At 60.7% G+C, this 18,927-nt stretch carries 14 protein-coding genes; 10 read left to right on the forward strand and 4 right to left on the reverse strand.

The features are described 5' to 3' along the window. Window positions 1-370: 370 nt before the first annotated feature. The gene (locus tag AO356_RS07230; protein ID WP_060739183.1) at window positions 371-1,090 is read left to right on the forward strand and encodes an SIMPL domain-containing protein; all 720 of its coding nucleotides are present in this window, start codon (window positions 371-373) and stop codon (window positions 1,088-1,090) included. A gap of 50 nt (window positions 1,091-1,140) precedes the next feature. Here AO356_RS07230 and AO356_RS07235 read toward each other — a convergent pair whose 3' ends face one another. Together AO356_RS07235 and AO356_RS07240 are read right to left on the reverse strand one after the other, a co-directional pair. Further along, window positions 1,141-1,386, reverse strand: coding sequence for a hypothetical protein (locus AO356_RS07235; protein WP_060739184.1), 246 nt, complete (start codon window positions 1,384-1,386; stop codon window positions 1,141-1,143). 297 nt (window positions 1,387-1,683) lie between these two features. Then, entirely contained in the window at window positions 1,684-2,076 is a 393-nt protein-coding gene (locus AO356_RS07240; RefSeq protein ID WP_060739185.1) for a DUF6124 family protein, read from the reverse strand. Window positions 2,077-3,674: 1,598 nt separating this feature from the next. Here AO356_RS07240 and AO356_RS07245 point away from each other — a divergent pair. The 9 genes from AO356_RS07245 to AO356_RS07285 all read left to right on the forward strand — a co-directional run bounded on the left by AO356_RS07245 (window position 3,675) and on the right by AO356_RS07285 (window position 16,380). Further along, entirely contained in the window at window positions 3,675-5,276 is a 1,602-nt protein-coding gene (locus AO356_RS07245) for an ABC transporter substrate-binding protein (protein WP_060739186.1), read from the forward strand. Window positions 5,277-5,531: 255 nt separating this feature from the next. Then, complete coding sequence (locus AO356_RS07250) at window positions 5,532-7,157, forward strand: ABC transporter substrate-binding protein (protein WP_060739187.1); 1,626 nt, start codon at window positions 5,532-5,534, stop codon at window positions 7,155-7,157. Window positions 7,158-7,555: 398 nt separating this feature from the next. Continuing rightward, window positions 7,556-9,157, forward strand: a complete 1,602-nt coding sequence (locus AO356_RS07255; protein WP_060739188.1) for an ABC transporter substrate-binding protein — start codon at window positions 7,556-7,558, stop codon at window positions 9,155-9,157. 170 nt (window positions 9,158-9,327) lie between these two features. Continuing rightward, window positions 9,328-10,743 carry an OprD family porin gene (locus AO356_RS07260; protein WP_060739189.1) on the forward strand — a complete coding sequence of 472 codons (1,416 nt, stop codon included), beginning with the start codon at window positions 9,328-9,330 and terminating at the stop codon, window positions 10,741-10,743. Between the two features lie 75 nt (window positions 10,744-10,818). Then, the gene (locus AO356_RS07265) at window positions 10,819-12,414 is read left to right on the forward strand and encodes an ABC transporter substrate-binding protein (protein WP_060739190.1); all 1,596 of its coding nucleotides are present in this window, start codon (window positions 10,819-10,821) and stop codon (window positions 12,412-12,414) included. A 74-nt stretch (window positions 12,415-12,488) separates the two neighbouring features. After that, the gene (locus AO356_RS07270; protein WP_030139822.1) at window positions 12,489-13,499 is read left to right on the forward strand and encodes an ABC transporter permease subunit; all 1,011 of its coding nucleotides are present in this window, start codon (window positions 12,489-12,491) and stop codon (window positions 13,497-13,499) included. Between the two features lie 10 nt (window positions 13,500-13,509). Next, window positions 13,510-14,421 (forward strand): ABC transporter permease subunit, encoded by a 912-nt coding sequence (locus tag AO356_RS07275; protein WP_060739191.1) that lies wholly within the window; start codon window positions 13,510-13,512, stop codon window positions 14,419-14,421. 10 nt (window positions 14,422-14,431) lie between these two features. After that, window positions 14,432-15,400: an ABC transporter ATP-binding protein gene (locus tag AO356_RS07280; protein WP_060739192.1), complete on the forward strand. Its 969-nt coding sequence runs from the start codon at window positions 14,432-14,434 to the stop codon at window positions 15,398-15,400. After that, on the forward strand, window positions 15,400-16,380 hold the full coding sequence (locus tag AO356_RS07285) for a peptide ABC transporter ATP-binding protein (protein WP_060739193.1): 981 nt from the start codon (window positions 15,400-15,402) through the stop codon (window positions 16,378-16,380). The genes AO356_RS07280 and AO356_RS07285 overlap by 1 nt, the downstream gene beginning before the upstream one ends. Before the next feature lie 200 nt (window positions 16,381-16,580). On the opposite strand, the gene AO356_RS07290 is transcribed toward AO356_RS07285, so the two are convergent. Beyond that, a complete protein-coding gene (locus tag AO356_RS07290) occupies window positions 16,581-16,853 on the reverse strand; it encodes a hypothetical protein (protein WP_060739194.1) in 273 nt (90 codons plus the stop codon). Between the two features lie 416 nt (window positions 16,854-17,269). After that, window positions 17,270-18,853 (reverse strand): peptide chain release factor 3, encoded by a 1,584-nt coding sequence (locus AO356_RS07295; RefSeq protein WP_060739195.1) that lies wholly within the window; start codon window positions 18,851-18,853, stop codon window positions 17,270-17,272. Window positions 18,854-18,927: the final 74 nt, after the last annotated feature.

Consider the following 18,927-nt stretch of genomic DNA (forward strand, 5'->3'; position numbering starts at 1 on the left):
GAGCTCTCCTGATGAGCGCTCCAGGCGGATCGCACGGAGTATAACCAAGGCGGGGGTTGCAGCGGCAGATATGCGGCAAAGCGCCACAGCTCTCAATGCTGCATATACCCCTTGTGGCGAGGGAGCTTGCTCCCGCTGGCCTGCGCAGCAGGCCCAACCCCGGCGCCGCGTTGTGTCAGATGAATGGAGCCGCTGCTTTTAGGGCCGCTTCGCGCCCCAGCGGGAGCAAGCTCCCTCGCCACGGGGCTCTTCATTGGCTTCAGGTATCTGTATAGAAGTTGTAACTGTGCGAACCCACCCATAAAAGCTAGAGTCTTATCCTTCACGCAGGCCCGGACCTTACCCCTGCGCCTCATCCCAAGGAGCTTTCATGCACACGTTCAGTCGCCACGTCGCCCTGCTCGCCTTCAGCCTCGGCACCGTCGCCAGCCTGCCGGCCCTGGCCGCCGACGAGCTTCACTACAACCAGATTTCCCTGCGCGCCGAAGTCAGCCAGGAAGTGGCCCGCGACCTGATGATCGTCACTCTCTATACCGAAGAACAGAATACCGATCCGGCCAAACTCGCCGCCACTGTCAGCACCACGGTGAACAAAGCCATCGGCCAGGCCAAAGAGGTCAAGGACATCACCCTGCGCCAGGGCAGCCGCAACAGCTACCCGATCTACGACAACAAAGGCCAGAAAATTACCGGCTGGCGCGAGCGCGCCGAACTGCGCCTGGAAAGCGCCGACTTCGCCGCCCTGTCCAAACTCACCGGCGAGCTGCTGGGCGACATGAAGATGGGCGGCATGGACTTCGCCATCGCCACCGCCACCCGCCAGAGCAGCGAAGACGCCCTGCTCAAAGACGCCGTCAACGCCTTCAAGGCCCGCGCTCAACTGGCCACCGAAGCCCTGGGCGGCAAGGGTTACAAGATCGTCAACCTGAACTTCAATACCAACGGTTATCCACAACCCTTCATGCGCGCGCCAACGATGATGATGAAAAGTGGTTCCATGGATGCTGAATCCGTGACGCCTGACGTGGAAGCCGGTACCAGTAAAGTGATCATGACGGCGGATGGGGTGGTTGAGGTGTTGAAGGAGTAACGGATGCCTGATCGTTCCCCCGCTCCGGCGGGGGAACGATCGAACCGCCTTTACTTCAGCAAAGGCACAGCCGCCTGTGCGAGTTGGGTGAGCAACTCAATATCTCGCTCGTCGCATGCGCCATCTTCGTTTAAATCGGTTTTTATACCCACCTTGTCGTAGCGCCCATCCTTCAGGGAAGAAGCGACAAAGGTGAGCAAGTAACTCTTGTTGTCACGAAAAAACTCGAGCCGAACCTCCGGGCTTTCGTCTTTATCGAAGTCTTTAAGAGATATACGGATTTCTTCGGCGGCCATCGCTACACCTCCTCCATGGATTAGCTCAATACGGCATCGCCGCTTAGCAGCGCGCCTGTTGCTACCTTATAACCATGCCTCCAAAAATCTACTGTCAGAAGTATCAGGTGTACGTCCGCACAGTAGAGCCTACGGAGAATCGAGCATGCTTTGTGGCAAGGGGATTTATCCCCGCTGGGCCGCGAAGCGGCCCCAACAGCAGCGACTCAATCTGTCTGACGCACCGAGGTGTCAGGTTTGGGTCTGCTGCGCAGCCCAGCGGGAGCAAGCTCCCTCGCCACAGGACGGTGCCCGACCTCAAGCGGGCGGGCAGGCCGAGCTGGCCGGTGTCTCGACCTGATCCAACGCCTTGTCCACCAGCAACTGGCACAGCTCCACCAACTGATGAATCCCCAACGCCACGCTCCGACGCGTGCCCTCCACTTCGAAAGCCAGGTCTTCGGCCATGGCTTTTATCGAGGCCAGGGTTTCCGAGGTGCTGGTGAGCAGCGTATCGGTGTCGGCTTTGGCGGTGACTGAAAACAGGCTATCGATGCGCTGATCGGTGCTTGGCTCTGGTTTTTTTGGATTCAGGTAATGATCGAGGGCGCGCTCGGCGGCGGCGCGGTCTTTTAGGAGGTCTTCGATGGCGTCGAAGCCGGAAAGGGGATTGGTTTTGTTGAAGGGTGGGTCTGGGACTGACTTATCCATAGTTAAATTCTCCTGCTTAAAAATTGGAGCCATCCCTGTGTCGTTTCCACGCGACAGTTAGGTGGCAGCGGTACGCGGGGTGGAAATACCGGTTAGCAGGACCCGGCCAGACCGAAGTCTGCCCACGCACAGCCGCCAAGACGCAGTTTGCAGACGAAACGAGACGTCGGCAACACGATGTTCAGCCATGCCACTGCTAAAAGGTTCAGGTTTCCACACCCGGTCGCTGATTAGGCAGCGACGTTCAAAGGTTAGAGAGCCCACTTCCGAGGGACAACCTTAAAAACTTGTCGGATGTTTCGTTCTGGAAAGCGGATCCTTCCGACGCACCTGAATGATTTATGCAGCCTTCCGACCCACCGCAAACCCGTGGCGAGGGAGCTTGCTCCCGCTGGGGCGCGAAGCGGCCCTAAAAGCAGCGACTCCATCCAACAGACACAACGCGGCGCTTGGGTTGGGTCTGCTGCGCAGCCCAGCGGGAGCAAGCTCCCTCGCCACGGGGTTAGGTGCTCGACGAGACGGAAGCGTATTGCTTCAACCAGTGAATCGGGTACACCCAAGGGAACCAGGCCGGCTGTCAGGCCGCCTTCGCGGGCAAGCCCGCTCCCACAATTGAATCGGAGTACGACTGTGAGAGCCAGGTCGGCTATCAGGCCGCCTCGCGAGCAAGCTTTGCTCCCACAGATCTGACCGGAGTAGGACCGTGAGAACCAGGTCGGCTATCAGGCCGCCTCGCGAGCAAGCTTTGCTCCCACAGATCTGACCGGAGTAGGACCGTGAGAACCAGGTCGGCTATCAGGCCGCCTCGCGAGCAAGCTTTGCTCCCACAGATCTGACCGGAGTAGGACCGTGAGAATCAGGTCGGCTATCAGGCCGCCTCGCGAGCAAGCTTTGCTCCCACAGATCTGACCGGAGTAAGACCGTGAGAACCAGGTCGGCTATCAGGCCGCCTCGCGAGCAAGCTTTTCTCCCACAGATCTGACCGGAGTAGGACCGTGAGAACCAGGTCGGCTATCAGGCCGCCTCGCGAGCAAGCTTTGCTCTCACAGATCTGACGGGTGTATGACCGAGAGAGCCAGGTCGGCTATAAGGCCGCCTCGCGGTGGACGTTGATCTCGGCGCCCCGTTAACCACGCTGGCCGAACGCAGGCATTGTGGAGTGGGCATCCCGGCATGGATGCCGGGATAGCCGCGCTGGGCCATGGATGGCCCTTCGCGGCGGGCCCACGGAGCAATGCCGGAGTGAGGGCATGCCGAGCCCTAGCGAGGCACCAAGTGGTGGGGCAAAAAGCGTTTTGCTTACTTTTGCGCTTCTCAAAAGTGAGCCGCTGTAAGAGCGGAACCCTAAGTAGCCGTTACCGCAGCAATGGATATGTACGCGGTCAACAAAATCCTGGCCGGCTGTCAGGCCGCCATCGCGAGCAAGCTCGCTCCCACAGTTTGATCGAAGTATGCCTGGGAGACAGGCCGGCTATCAGGCCGCCTCGTCCAAAAGCGCTATACCCAAACCCAACGGTCCCCCTCACTTTTCGATATTTCCAACACCCCCACCCGCAACGCTACTCTCCTGAAAACCTCACCACCCCCCAAGGGATTTCATGGACAGAACCACCTTCAAGCCCCTCCTGCTCACCCTGGCCCTGATCAGCAGCGCCCCAATGGCCCAAGCCGCCACCACCCTGGTCTACTGCTCCGAAGCCAGCCCCGCCGGGTTCGACCCCAGCCAATACACCAGCGGCACCGACTTCGACGCCTCGGCCGAAACCGTCTTCAACCGCCTCACCCAGTTCAAGCGCGGCGGCACCGAGGTCGAACCCGGACTAGCCACAAACTGGGACGTATCCGCCGACGGCTTGGCCTACACCTTCCACCTGCGCAACGGCGTGAAATTCCACACCACCGACTACTTCACCCCCACCCGCGACTTCAACGCCGACGACGTGCTATTCACCTTCCAGCGCCTGCTCGACCCACAGCACCCGTTCCGCCAGGCCTACCCCACCGAATCGCCGTACTTCACCGACATGGGCCTGAACACCACGATCAAAAGCGTCGAAAAAGTCGACGAACACACCGTGCGCTTCAACCTGAACAACGTCGACGCCGCCTTCGTGCAGAACCTGGCGATGAGTTTCGCCTCCGTGCAGTCCGCCGAATACGCAGCGCAGTTGTTGAAGGAAGGCAAGGCCGGCGACCTCAACCAGAAACCCGTTGGCACCGGGCCGTTCGTGTTCAAGCGCTACCAGAAGGACTCGCAGATCCGCTACGCCGCCAACACGGCGTACTGGAAACCCGAGGACGTGAAACTCGACAACCTGATTTTCTCCATCACCCCGGACGCCGCCGTGCGCCTGCAAAAGCTCAAGCGCGGTGAATGCCAGGTCAGTGGCTACCCACGCCCGGCCGACATCGAGGTGATCGAACAGGATCCAAACCTGCAGGTGCTCAAGCAGCCCGGCTTCAACCTGGGTTTCCTGGCCTACAACGTGACACACCCGCCCCTGGACCAGCTCAAGGTCCGCCAGGCGCTGGACATGGCCATCGACAAGCCGGCGATCATCAAGGCCGTGTACCAGAGCGCCGGCCAACTGGCGCAGAACGCCTTGCCACCGGCCCAGTGGTCGTTCGACCCGAGCATCCAGGACGCGCCCCACGACGTGACCAAGGCCAAGGCGCTACTCAAGGAAGCCGGGGTTGCGCCGGGTACCACCCTCAATTTATGGGCGATGACGGTGCAACGCGCGTCCAACCCCAATGCGCGAATGTCGGCACAGATGATCCAGCAGGATTGGGCCAAGATCGGCATCAAGGCCAACATCGTCAGTTATGAATGGGGCGAGTACATCAAGCGTGCAAAAAATGGCGAACATGACGCAATGATCTACGGCTGGACCGGCGATAACGGCGACCCCGACAACTGGCTGGGGGTGCTGTACAGCTGCGCGGCGGTCAAGGGCAGCAACTACGCCAAGTGGTGCGACCCGGCCTACGACCGCTTGATCCAGCAGGCCAAGGTGTCCACCGACCGCCAGAAACGGATCGATTTGTACCAACAAGCGCAGAAAATCCTCAAGCAACAGGTGCCGATCACGCCCATCGCCAACTCCACGGTCTTCCAGCCAATAAACAGGAAAGTGGTGGATTTCAAACTCAGTCCATTCGGACTGACACCCTTCTACGGCGTGGGTTTGACGAAGTAACACCCGAGCCAAACCGGTGCGTCACGGCCGCGCAACGCACCGGCAAGGGGCGCTTTTGGCGTCAAAAAAACACCCGCAAACGGTCAACTGCGTCAGAAGTTACACGAATGCGACATTAAGGTACGTTCGTGCCACTGTTTCAGACTTGCAACCGCTCTGGATCTTGCATTGGGTATGGGGCCTGCATAAGTATCCGCAGGACGACTCACGAGGTCGCCCTCAAATCCAAAAATGACAACAAATCATGAGGCCAACATGCTTAAACAAGCGGTCATTCCGTTTTTAGTCGGTGCAAGCTTATTAGCCAGCGCACCTTTCGCCCAAGCCGCGACTAACCTGGTGTTCTGCTCCGAAGGGAGCCCGGCCGGTTTTGACCCGGGTCAGTACACCACCGGAACCGACTTCGACGCCTCTGCAGAGACCGTATTCAACCGGCTGACCCAGTTTGAACGCGGCGGCACCGCCGTGATTCCTGGCCTGGCGACCAAGTGGGATATTTCCGAAGACGGCCTGACCTACACCTTCCACCTGCGTGAAGGCGTCAAGTTCCACACCACCCCGTACTTCAAGCCGACCCGCGAGTTCAACGCCGACGACGTGCTGTTCACCTTCAATCGCATGATCAGCAAGGATGACCCGTTCCGTAAGGCGTACCCGACTGAATTCCCGTACTTCACCGACATGGGCATGGACACCAACATTGCCAAGGTCGAGAAGCTCGACGACAAGACCGTCAAGTTCACCCTCAACGCCGTAGACGCCGCGTTCATCCAGAACATGGCCATGCACTTCGCCTCCATCCAGTCCGCCGAGTACGCCGCCCAGTTGCTCAAGGAAGGCAAGCCTTCCGACATCAACCAGAAGCCGATCGGTACTGGCCCGTTCGTGTTCAAGAGCTACCAGAAAGACTCGAACATCCGCTTCACCGGCAACAAGGAATACTGGCTTCCGGAAGACGTGAAGATCGACAACCTGATCTTCGCCATCACCACCGACCCGTCGGTGCGTATCCAGAAGCTGAAAAAGAATGAATGCCAGGTCACGCTCTTCCCACGCCCGGCCGACCTCAAGGCGATCAAGGAAGACAAGAACCTGAAGATGCCGGACCAACCGGGCTTCAACCTGGGCTACATCGCCTACAACGTGATGGACAAGATCAAGGGCAGCGACCAGCCCAACCCGATGGCCCAGCTGAAAGTACGCCAGGCACTGGACATGGCCGTCAACAAGCAGCAGATCATCGACTCGGTGTACCAGGGCGCCGGCCAACTGGCCGTCAATGCCATGCCTCCGACCCAATGGTCCTACGACACCACCATCAAGGACGCGGCGTACAACCCGGAGAAAGCCAAGGAACTGCTCAAGGAAGCCGGTATCAAGGAAGGCACCGAGATCACCCTGTGGGCCATGCCGGTCCAGCGTCCCTACAACCCGAACGCCAAGCTGATGGCCGAAATGCTGCAATCGGACTGGGCCAAGATCGGGATCAAGGCCAAGATCGTCACTTACGAGTGGGGCGAGTACATCAAGCGTTCCAAAGGTGGTGAAAACGGCGCCATGCTGATCGGCTGGAGCGGCGACAACGGTGACCCGGACAACTGGCTCAACGTGTTGTTTGGCTGCGACTCGCTGCAAGGCAACAACTTCTCGAAATGGTGCGACAAGAAGTTTGACGACATCGTCAAGCAAGCCAAGCGCACTTCGGATCAATCCAAGCGCACCGAGCTGTACAAACAGGCGCAGCACATCCTCAAAGATGCTGTTCCGATGACACCCATCGCTCACTCGACGGTGTTCCAACCCATGCGCGCCAACGTGCAGGACTTCAAGATCAGCCCCTTTGGCTTGAACTCCTTCTACGGCGTCAGCGTCAGCAACTAAGGTGACCTGTGGCGAGGGAGCTTGCTCCCGCTGGGCCGGTCCGACGCTTCGTGCGTCGCGGCCCCTCTTTTGAGCGTGATGGCGGAGCGGTAAGCAACGCCATCGCGAGCAGGGTTCGCTCCCACGGCATACCGTTGCTTTACGCCAAGACCTAGGAAAACGCCTACATCCAAAAGCACTGCGTACCACAGCAGTTGGTTTGGGATGTATTGCCTTTTCCCACAAGTCTTTCAGGCATTACGCATTTACCGCCCGGCCCACGGCTCATACCGTCGGCACTTGGACGACTTGCCAGCCCTGCGGCATCGCTACGCAATGGAATGAACTCAGTGCCCCGACCTGTCCCCGGAAGGACGCCGGTTCACTGTTAAAACACCCCGAACGAGAGAGGGAGCGTCATGCGCCATACCTTGGTTTTATCCGCATTGCTGGGCACCGGCCTGCTGGCCGCGACATCCGCGGCCCAGGCCGCCGGCGGTAGCCTGGTGTTCTGTTCCGAAGGCAGCCCCGCCGGTTTCGACACCGCGCAATACACTACGGCCACCGACAACGATGCCGCCGAACCGCTGTACAACCGCCTGGCCGAGTTCGAAAAAGGCGCGACCAACGTCGTCCCAGGCCTGGCAACCCGCTGGGACATTTCCGAAGACGGTTTGAAGTACACCTTCCACCTGCGCGAAGGGGTGAAATTTCACACCACCGACTACTTCACGCCGACCCGGGATTTCAACGCCGACGACGTACTGTTCACCTTCAACCGCATGCTTGATCCGCAGCATCCGTTCCGCAAGGCCTACCCCACCGAGTTCCCCTACTTCAACGGCATGAGCCTGAACAAGAACATCGCCAAGGTGGAAGCGACCGGGCCATTGACCGTGGTCATGACCCTCAACAGCGTGGACGCCGCGTTCATCCAGAACATCGCCATGAGCTTCGCCGCGATCCTGTCGGCCGAATACGCCGACCAGTTACTCAAGAGCGGCAAGCCGAGCGACATCAACCAGAAGCCGATCGGCACCGGGCCGTTCGAGTTCAAGAGCTACCAGAAAGACTCCAACATCCGCTACGTCGCCAACCAGCAGTACTGGGCGCCGGAGCGGGTCAAGCTGAACAACCTGATCTTCTCCATCAACACCGATGCCTCGGTACGGGTGCAGAAGCTCAAGGCCAACGAGTGCCAGGTCACCCTGCATCCACGTCCCGCCGACGTACCGGCCTTGAAGAACGACCCCAAGCTGCAACTGATCGAAAAACCGGGCTTCAACCTCGGCTACATCGCCTACAACACCCGCCACAAGCCGTTCGACCAGGTCGAAGTGCGCCGTGCGCTGGACATGGCGGTGAACAAGCAAGGCATTCTCAATGCCGTGTACCAGGGCGCAGGGCAACTGGCGGTCAACGCCATGCCACCGACGCAGTGGTCCTACGACGACACCATCAAGGACGTCGCCTACAACCCGGAAAAAGCCAAGGAGTTGCTCAAGGCCGCCGGGGTCAAGGAAGGCACCGAAATCACCCTCTGGGCCATGCCCGTGCAACGTCCGTACAACCCCAACGCCAAGCTGATGGCCGAGATGCTCCAGGCCGACTGGGCGAAGATCGGCTTGAAAGTGAAGATCGTCAGCTACGAATGGGGCGAGTACATCAAGCGCACCAAGAACGGCGAGCACGACGTCAGCCTGATCGGTTGGACCGGTGACAACGGGGACCCGGACAACTGGCTCGGCACGCTGTACAGCTGCGACGCCATTGGTGGCAACAACTACTCCATGTGGTGCGACCAGGACTACGACAAGCTGATCAAGCAGGCCAAGGTCGTCACCGACCGCGACCAGCGCACCGTGCTCTACAAACAGGCCCAGCAGTTGCTCAAGCAGCAAGTGCCGATCACCCCTGTTGCCCACTCGACGGTCAACCAGCCGCTGAGTGCCAAAGTCGAAGGGTTCAAAGTCAGCCCCTTCGGTCGCAATGTCTTTTCGGGCGTCAGCCTGAACCCATAACCGTTAGCCACACAGCGCGGGCTTCCTATGGAAGCCCCACGCCGACGTCTTGCCGTAATTCGCCAATCAGGCACCAGGCAAACGTTTGCAAGCTGTGAATGAGTTGTAAAACCGATAGCCGTATCACCAAAAAAGAACGGCATGAAAAAGAAAGAAAAGGAGCGTTACCGATGAAACTGAGCAACACAGCGATACTGGCCTTGGCCATCAGCAGCATCAGCGCAACAGCGTTTGCAGAATCCCAGAGCCAGGCGGTCACCCCGGTGACCCTCAAGACCACCAGTGAGCAAAGCGAAGCCAAGGGTTTCATCGACGGCCAGTCCATCACGGGCACCACGCGCAACTGGTACGCCAACGAGCAATTCAAGCGCGGCACGAAACTCACCTATCGCAAGAACGGTGAAGCACGCGAGACCGACCGCCGGATCAACTGGCTGCAAGGCACCATCATCAAGTACAACTCGGGCTTCACCGAAGGCACCGTGGGCTTCAGCACTGAACTGGCCGCCTACAACGCCATCGCCCTGGACCAGGACCGCAAGGACCTGGCATCCAACAACGGCGGCGCGCCGACCACCCGTCCGGGCGCCGGCAACAACCGTACCCTGACCCGCGAAGGCGGCGACGCCGTGGGCCAGTGGAGCAAGCTGGGCCTGGCGAACGTCAAGGCCCGCGTTTCCAACACCACCCTGACCGCCGGCCGCCAGAACTTCAGCAGCCCGATGGTCGACGTCATCGGCAACCGTGCCCTGCCCTCCAGCTTCCAGGGTGTGAGCCTGCACAGCGAAGAATTCGAAAACCTGGGCTTCGACATCGCCACCTTCGACCGCAACTCGCCGCGTACCGAAGAGAGCCTGCGCAAGTTCCGCTCCGAGTACGGTGACAGCAGCGTCGAGACCGATCACGTCAACACTGCCGGTATCACTTACCAGCCACTGGCCAGCCTGAAGACCAGCCTCTGGGCGACCCAGGCCGAGGACATGTGGAACCAGTACTACTTCGGCGCCACCCATGAGCTGGGCGACAGCTCGGTGCTGAGCCTGACCACCGGCCTGAACTACTACAAGACCGTGGACTCGGGCAAAAGCAAGCTGGGCGAAATCGACAACGACACCTACTCCCTGTCGTTCGGCCTGACGCATCAGGCCCACAGCCTGACGTTCTCGTACCAGGAAGTGAACGGTAACGAGTACTTCGACTACCTGCACGAAACCAACGGCATCTACCTGGCCAACTCCCTGCTGTCGGACTTCAACGGCCCGAACGAGAAATCCTTCCAGATCGCCTACGGCCTGAACATGGCTGAATACGGCGTGCCAGGCCTGAAGTTCAACATCTACCAGGCGCGCGGCTGGGGTATCGACGGTACGCACTACAACAGCACCGGTTACAGCGATGTACGGGCGATGGACGGCGAGCACCACTACGAATACGGCGTCGGTGCGTCCTATGCCGTACAGAGCGGCCCGCTGAAAGCCACCGCGATCCGTGCCACCTACACCGCACACCGCGCCAGCGAAAACCAGGCCGACGGCAGCCTCAACGAGTTCCGCCTGGTCACCACCATCCCGTTCAACATTCTCTAAACTGCCACCGGGCGGTCGACTCACGAGGTCGTCCGCCTGGTCTTTTGCCATTGACCCGATTGCAGAGGATTGACGATGAACATGATTCCCCTACGCGCCGCCATCGCCGCCGCATTGCTGAGCGTCGCCGTTGGCGCCACCGCCAAACCCCTGGTGGTTTGCACAGAAGCCAGCCCGGAAGGCTTCGACATGGTCCAGTACACGACTGCAGTCACTGCCGACGCCGTGGCGGAAACCATTTTCAATCGCCTGGCCGATTTCAAGCCCGGCACCACCGAGGTGATTCCGGCCTTGGCCGAATCCTGGGACATCAGTGACGATGGCCTGACGTACACCTTCCACTTGCGCAAGGGCGTCAAGTTCCACACCACCGAATACTTCAAGCCGACCCGCGACATGAACGCCGACGACGTGGTCTGGAGCTTCCAGCGCCAGCTGGACCCGAACCACCCATGGCACAAACTGTCGAGCGTGGGCTTCCCCTACTTTGAAAGCATGGGCTTCAAGGAACTGCTCAAAAGCGTCGAGAAAGTCGACGAGCACACGGTCAAGTTCAGCCTGACCCGCCGCGAAGCGCCCTTTCTGGCCGACATCGCCATGGCCTTCTCCTCGATCTACCCGGCCGAATACGCCGACCAGTTGCTCAAGGCCAATAAGGCCGGCGATCTCAACAGCAAACCAGTGGGCACCGGGCCGTTCGTCTTCCAGCGCTACAACAAGGACGCCCAGGTTCGCTTCAAGGCCAACCCGGACTACTTCCGTGGCAAGCCACCGGCCGATGCGCTGGTATTGGCCATCGCCACCGACAACAACGTGCGCATGCAGAAGCTCAAGACCAACGAGTGCCAGATCGCGCTGTACCCCAAACCCGATGACATCCCCAGCATCAAGAAAGACCCGAACCTGAAGGTCGCTGAACTGGACGCGATGACGGTTTCCTACACGGCCCTGAACACCAGCCACAAATACATGAGCGACGTGCGGGTGCGCAAAGCCATCGACCTGGCCTTCGACAAGGAAGCCTACGTCAACGCGCTGTTCGGCAAGGGTAACGCCACCGTGGCGGTCAACCCGTACCCGCCAACCCTGCTGGGCTTCAACCACGACCTGAAGAACCCGCCCCGCAACCTCGACAAGGCCCGCGAGCTGCTCAAGGAAGCCGGCGTGCCGGAAGGCACCGTGTTCACCCTGTTCACCCGCAACGGCGGCGGCCCGACCAACCCCAACCCGATGCTCGGCGCGCAGATGATGCAGGCGGACCTGGCGAAGGTCGGGATCAAGGTCGACATCCGCGTGATGGAATGGGGCGAAATGCTCAAGCGCGCGAAAAACGGCGAGCACGACATGGTCTCCGCCGGATGGGCGGGTGATAACGGCGACCCGGATAACTTCCTGACGCCTATGCTCAGTTGCGAGGCGGCCAAGAACGGCGAAAACTACGCGCGCTGGTGCAACGAGAAATTCCAGGCACTGATCGACCAGGCTCGCGCCACAGTGAACCCCGAGGAGCGTATCAAGCTCTATGAGCAGGCCCAGGTGCTTTTCAACCAGGACCTGCCTTGGATCAGCATGGCCCACACCCGCATGTTCACGGCCATGCGCAACAACGTAGAGGGTTATGTGATTAGCCCGCTCACCACCAACAACTTCGCCACCACCCAGGTGAAGTAGATAAGAAGACGCCCGGCAACCCTAACCCAGGGATTGCCGGGCACGCCTAACCGGCTGATGAGGTACACCTGAAGATGTTTAGTTTTATTGCCCGCCGACTGGGATTATTGATCCCCACGTTCTTCGGCATCACCTTGCTGACCTTCGCGTTGATTCGCATGATCCCCGGCGACCCCGTGGAAGTGATGATGGGCGAACGTCGGGTCGATCCCGAAATGCATGCACAGGCAATGGAACGCCTTGGCCTCAATAAACCGCTGTATGCCCAGTACCTGGACTACATCGGCAAACTGGCCCACGGCGACCTCGGCGAATCGCTGCGTACCCGTGAAAGCGTATGGACCGAGTTCAGCTCCCTGTTTCCCGCGACCCTGGAACTGTCCATGGCCGCCCTGTTGTTCGCCGGTATCCTGGGCCTGCTGGCCGGGGTGATCGCGGCACTCAAGCGAGGATCCCTGTTCGACCATGGGGTGATGGGCATCTCCCTGGCGGGGTATTCGATGCCGATCTTCTGGTGGGGCCTGATCCTGATCATGTTCTTCTCGGTGTCCCTGGGCTGGACGCCGGTGTCGGGGCGGATCGACCTGCTCTACGACATCGAGCCGAAAACCGGCTTCATGCTGATCGACACGCTGTTGGCCGACGAGCCAGGCGCGTTCCTCGATGCCCTGCACCACCTGATCCTGCCGGCCATCGTGCTGGGCACCATTCCGCTGGCGGTGATCGCCCGCATGACCCGCTCTTCGATGCTCGAAGTGCTGCGTGAAGACTACATCCGCACCGCCAAGGCCAAGGGCCTGTCGCCGTCGCGCGTGGTGTTCGTGCATGGCCTGCGCAACGCACTGATCCCGGTGCTGACCGTGGTCGGCCTGCAAGTCGGCACGCTGCTGGCCGGTGCGGTCCTGACCGAAACGATCTTCTCCTGGCCGGGCATCGGCAAGTGGCTGATCGAAGCCATCGGCGCCCGGGACTACCCCGTGGTGCAGAACGGCATCCTGTTAATCGCCTGCCTGGTGATTCTGGTCAACTTCGTCGTGGACATCCTCTACGGCTTTGCCAACCCACGCATCCGTCACCAGCGCTGAGATCAAAACCATGAGTACTCCAACTACCGCGGTAGCAGTCGATCAAAGCCTGCTGTACCCGTCCCCGTACAAAGAATTCTGGCACGCGTTTTCCCGCAACAAGGGCGCCGTGGCCGGGCTGCTGTTCATGATCCTGGTGGTGTTCTGCGCGCTCTTCGCGCCATGGGTCGCGCCTCACGACCCGAGCGAGCAGTACCGCGACTTCCTGCTGACGCCGCCGGCGTGGCTTGAAGGCGGGCAGATCCAGTTCCTGCTGGGCACCGACGAACTGGGCCGCGATTTGCTGTCACGCCTGATCCAGGGTTCGCGCCTGTCGCTGCTGATCGGTTTGTCGTCGGTGGTGATGTCGCTGATCCCGGGCATCCTGCTGGGGCTGTTCGCCGGGTTCTTCCCGCGCATCCTCGGCCCGACCATCATGCGCCTGATGGACATCATGCTGGCCCTGCCTTCGCTGCTGCTGGCCGTGGCGATTGTCGCCATCCTCGGCCCAGGCCTGATCAACACCGTGATCGCCATCGCCATCGTCTCGCTGCCGTCCTACGTGCGCCTGACCCGCGCCGCCGTGATGGGCGAACTGAACCGTGACTACGTGACCGCCGCCCGCCTGGCCGGTGCCGGCCTGCCGCGCCTGATGTTCATCACCGTGCTGCCCAACTGCATGGCACCGCTGATCGTCCAGGCGACGCTGAGCTTTTCCTCGGCGATCCTCGACGCCGCCGCCCTGGGCTTCCTCGGCCTCGGCGTGCAACCGCCAACCCCGGAGTGGGGCACCATGCTGGCCTCGGCCCGGGACTACATCGAACGCGCCTGGTGGGTCGTGAGCCTGCCTGGCTTGACCATTTTGCTCAGCGTGCTGGCAATCAACCTGATGGGCGACGGTCTGCGCGATGCGCTGGACCCGAAACTCAAGAATGCCGCCTGAGGAGATTCCCATGTCACTGCTAGAAATCAAGAATCTCAACGTTCGCTTCGGCGACGCCACCGCCGTGCCAGTGGTCGATGGCCTGGACCTGAGCGTGGAAAAAGGCGAAGTCCTGGCGATCGTCGGCGAATCGGGCTCGGGTAAATCCGTGACCATGATGGCGCTGATGGGCCTGATCGAGCACCCCGGCATCGTCACCGCCGATGCGCTGAACTTCGACGGCAAGAACATGCTCAAGCTGAGCAACCGCCAGCGCCGGCAGATCGTCGGCAAAGACCTGGCGATGGTCTTCCAGGACCCGATGACCGCGCTCAACCCCAGCTACACCGTGGGTTTCCAGATCGAAGAAGTGTTGCGCCTGCACCTGAAGATGTCCGGCAAGGCCGCCCGCAAGCGCGCCATCGAACTGCTGGAAAAAGTCGAGATCCCGGGCGCTGCCAGCCGCATGGACGCCTACCCCCATCAGTTGTCCGGTGGCATGAGCCAGCGCGTGGCGATTGCCATGGCCATTGCCGGCGAGCCGAAGTTGCTGATCGCCGACGAACCGACCACCGCCCTCGACGTGACCATCCAGGCCCAGATCATGGACCTGCTGCTGGCCCTGCAAAAAGAACAGGACATGGGCCTGGTGCTGATCACCCATGACCTGGCCGTGGTGGCTGAAACCGCCCAGCGCGTGTGCGTGATGTACGCCGGCCAGGCCGTGGAAGTGGGCCAGGTGCCGCAACTGTTCGACATTCCGGCCCACCCGTACAGCGAAGCGCTGCTGGCGGCGATTCCGGAGCACAGCATGGGCGCCGAGCGCCTGGCGACCCTGCCGGGCATCGTGCCCGGCCGCTACGACCGTCCGCAAGGCTGCCTGCTGTCGCCGCGCTGCCCGTACGTGCAGGACAACTGCCGGCAACAACGCCCGGCCCTCGATGCGAAATCCAACAGCCTCGCCCGCTGCTTCTACCCGTTGAACCAGGAGGTGGCGTGATGGCCGTCGTACTTACCGCCCGTGACCTGACCCGTCATTACGAAGTGTCCCGTGGCATGTTCAAGGGCCATGCGACCGTGCGCGCCCTCAACGGTGTGTCGTTCGAACTGGAAGCCGGCAAGACCCTGGCCGTGGTGGGTGAATCCGGTTGCGGCAAATCCACCCTGGCCCGGGCCCTGACGCTGATCGAAGAACCGTCCTCCGGCTCCTTGAAAATCGCCGGGCAGGAAGTGACCGGCGCCAACAAGGCCGAACGCAAGCAATTGCGCAAAGACGTGCAGATGGTGTTCCAGAGCCCCTATGCGTCCCTCAACCCGCGACAGAAAATCGGTGATCAGCTGGCCGAACCGTTGCTGATCAACACCAACCTGTCGGCCACCGAACGGCGGGAAAAAGTCCAGGCGATGATGAAGCAGGTGGGCTTGCGCCCCGAGCATTACCAGCGCTACCCGCACATGTTCTCCGGCGGCCAGCGCCAGCGCATCGCCCTGGCCCGTGCCATGATGCTGCAACCCAAGGTGCTGGTGGCGGACGAACCGACGTCGGCGCTGGACGTATCGATCCAGGCCCAAGTGCTCAACCTGTTCATGGACTTGCAGCAGGAGTTCAACACCGCCTACGTGTTCATTTCCCACAACCTGGCGGTGGTGCAACACGTGGCCGACGACGTGATGGTGATGTACCTCGGTCGCCCGGTGGAGATGGGCCCCAACGAGTCCATCTACAGCCGCCCGCTGCACCCGTACACCCAGGCGCTGCTGTCGGCCACGCCGACCATCCACCCGGACCCGAACAAGCCGAAGATCAAGATCGTCGGCGAGCTGCCCAACCCGCTCAACCCACCGTCCGGCTGCGCCTTCCACAAGCGCTGCCCGTACGCCACCGAACGTTGCAAGACCGAAGAACCGGCGCTTCGCCCGCTCGATAACCGGCTGGTGGCCTGTCACTACGCCGAGCGGTTCCTCGAAGGCGCGGCATAAGGCAAAAGGCAGATAGAGCACGTGTGGCGAGGGAGCTTGCTCCCGCTGGGCCGCGAAGCGGACCTTCCTTTTGGGCCTGCTGCGCAGTCCAGCGGGAGCAAGCTCCCTCGCCACGGGTGATGCATCAGGCTGAGTACATGAAAAACCCTCCGCCCGACGAAGCAACAGTCGGGCAGGAGGGTTTTTTATTGGCCTCGATTCTACGTCTGGCTATCGCCTTCGTCGGCATCGTCGCCCTCACCACCATCACCACTATCCCCGCCGTCGTCAGGATCCTGGTCGATGGGCGAGTCATCATCCTGATCACCCGACTCCTGTGTGGTGGTCGCGGCAAGCATCATCTCGCCTTGCGCCATTTGCCCATTCGACGCGTGCTGCTCATGCTCATCGCATTCGGCCCATACGGCGGTAGAGCCCAGGGACAGCATCACCAACACCTTCAGCAAAAACATCATGCGTAGCAGCTTGTTCATAGCCAACTCCTTCTTTTCCGGATGAAGCCGGGGCCTGACGGCGCTCAAGAAATCTAGTTCTGAACAGGCCGGTTCACCAGATAGGACGCTGCATAACAGCCAGAAATGCCGCTGCTCGACAGATTGGTTTCGAATAAGGGTTATCTCCAATCCAACTAACCGCCAAAACCCAGTGTGGGAGCGAGCTTGCTCGCGATGACGGCAACACATCCAACATCCAGGCAAGCTGACCCACCGCTATCGCGAGCAAGCTCGCACCCACAGGGGGTCATGAGTGATCGAGAGATTGAGGATTGGCACAAAACCAATGTGGGAGCGAGCTTGCTCGCGATGACGGCAGCACATCCCACATCCAGGCAAGCTGACCCACTGCTATCGCGAGCAAGCTCGCTCCCACAATGGGTCACTCTTGATGCTTAGTGATGCTCACGGGTCGCGCGGAATTTCACATCCGGCCAGCGCTCTTCCATCAGCGCCAGGTTGACCCGGGTCGGGGCCAGGTAGGTCAGGTGACCGCCGCCATCCAAGGCGAGGTTTTCCACAGCCTTGTTGGAGAATTCCTCGAGCTTTTTCTTGTCGCCGCATTCGACCCAACGGGCGGAGTACACGGTGATTGGCTCGTAGGAGCATTCAACCTTGTATTCCTCTTTCAAGCGGCTGGCGACCACATCGAACTGCAGCACACCGACGGCGCCGAGGATGATGTCGTTGCTGCGCTCCGGGAAGAACACCTGGGTGGCGCCCTCTTCGGCCAATTGCTGCAGGCCCTGGCGCAGTTGCTTGGACTTGAGCGGGTCCTTCAGGCGTACGCGGCGGAACAGTTCCGGGGCGAAGTGCGGGATGCCGGTGAAACCCAGGGCTTCGCCTTCGGTGAAGGTGTCGCCGATCTGGATGGTGCCGTGGTTGTGCAGGCCGATGATGTCACCGGCGAAGGCTTCTTCCAGTTGCTCGCGTTCCGAGGAGAAGAAGGTCAAGGCGTCGCCGATGCGCACGTCCTTGCCAGTGCGCACGTGGCGCATCTTCATGCCCTTGTCGTATTTGCCGGAGCAGATGCGCATGAAGGCGATACGGTCGCGGTGCTTGGGGTCCATGTTCGCCTGGATCTTGAACACGAAGCCCGAGAACTTCTCTTCCACCGGCTCCACGGTGCGCTCGTTGGCAACGCGCGGCAGCGGGCGCGGGGCCCAGTCCACCACGGCGTCGAGCACATGGTCCACGCCGAAGTTGCCCAGGGCCGTACCGAAGAACACCGGGGTCAGTTGGCCGTCGAGGAATTCCTGCTGGTTGAACTCGTGGCAGGCGCCCTGCACCAGCTCCAGTTGCTCGACGAAACGCTCGTATTCATCGCCCAAGTGCGCGCGAGCCTCGTCGGAGTCGAGTTTCTCGATGATCTTCACCTCGGTGCGCTCGTGCCCGTGCCCGGCGGTGTAGACGATGATGTAGTCGTCGGCCAGGTGGTACACGCCCTTGAAGTCGCGGTAGCAACCGATCGGCCAGGTGATCGGCGCCGCCTTGATCTTCAGGACCGCTTCGATCTCGTCGAGCAGTTCAATCGGGTCACGGATGTCGCGGTCGAGTTTGTTGATGAAACTGACGATCGGCGTGTCCCGCAGGCGGCAGACGTCCATCAGCGCGATGGTCCGTGGTTCGACGCCTTTACCGCCGTCGAGGACCATCAAGGCCGAGTCCACTGCCGTCAGGGTGCGGTAGGTGTCTTCGGAGAAGTCTTCGTGGCCCGGAGTATCGAGCAGGTTGATCATGTGATCGCGATACGGGAACTGCATGACCGACGTGGTAATGGAGATACCCCGTTGCTTTTCCATTTCCATCCAGTCGGAGGTGGCATGGCGATCGGACTTGCGAGACTTCACCGTGCCGGCGACCGCAATCGCCTTGCCCATCAGCAAGAGCTTTTCGGTGATGGTGGTCTTACCGGCATCGGGGTGGGAAATAATGGCGAAAGTGCGGCGTTTCGCGACTTCGGCGGCCTGTTTGGTCATGGGAAATCGCCTGGCAGGTGATTCAAAAAAGGGCGGCGATTATAGCTCAACTTGTGCCAGGAACCGAACCGTTG

It is taken from the genome of Pseudomonas fluorescens (genome assembly GCF_001307275.1).
In the GTDB taxonomy this organism is placed as follows: Bacteria; Pseudomonadota; Gammaproteobacteria; order Pseudomonadales; family Pseudomonadaceae; genus Aquipseudomonas; species Aquipseudomonas fluorescens_AA.